This window comes from Xanthomonas arboricola pv. guizotiae, from assembly GCF_002940205.1.
In the GTDB taxonomy this organism is placed as follows: Bacteria; Pseudomonadota; Gammaproteobacteria; order Xanthomonadales; family Xanthomonadaceae; genus Xanthomonas; species Xanthomonas arboricola_C.
Genome location: NZ_MDSK01000118.1, coordinates 1 through 644 on the forward strand (window position 1 = coordinate 1; position 644 = coordinate 644).

Below are 644 nucleotides of genomic sequence, written 5' to 3' on the forward strand. Positions count from 1 at the left end.
TGTAATGACCCAGTGGTTTCTGCACAGGTCATGCCGCTAAAGCATAAGCCTCGGCGGGTGTCTTCATTCCCAGCGCCTGGTGCGGACGCCGGTGGTTGTAGAACTGGATCCAGTCGCCGATCAGGCGGCTGGCGTGCTGCTGGCTTTCGAAGCGGTGGCGGTGCGCGCACTGCTCTTTGAGCGTGCGGATGACCCGCTCCACCATTCCGTTCTGCTGTGGGCAGTGCGGGGTGATGAACTCCTGGCGCAGGCCATCGCTGCGGACCAGCCGCGTGTAGTTGCGACTGGTGAACACCAAGCCGTTGTCCGAGCGCAGCAGCAAGGGGCTCTGCACCCGTCCCAACGTCCCGAAGCGGGTGATCAGCGCCTGCTCCAGCGCGGCGGCCGCCGTGCTGGCCTTGCCGCTGCGCGAGAGCTGCCAGCCGAGCAGTTGCCGGGTGTAGCAGTCGATCACCAGGGCCAGGGTCAACCAGCCGTCGCGGCCACCCCAGATCCGGCACAGGTCGGTCGCCCAGCGTTCGTCCGGCGCTTGCGCCACCGACGGCAGCGCCTGGATCCGCGGGCGGGCGCCCACGGCCCGCTTGCGAACCTGCCAGCCCATGAGCTGGAAGATCCGCTGCACCGTGTTCTTATTCATGTCGAGC

1 protein-coding gene is annotated in these 644 nt (G+C 66.9%); it reads right to left on the bottom strand.

The window, feature by feature from the left end:
- Nucleotides 1-28: 28 nt before the first annotated feature.
- The coding region (locus tag XarbCFBP7408_RS22080) for an IS3 family transposase (RefSeq protein ID WP_104564704.1) at nt 29-644 on the bottom strand (616 nt) is incomplete at its 5' end.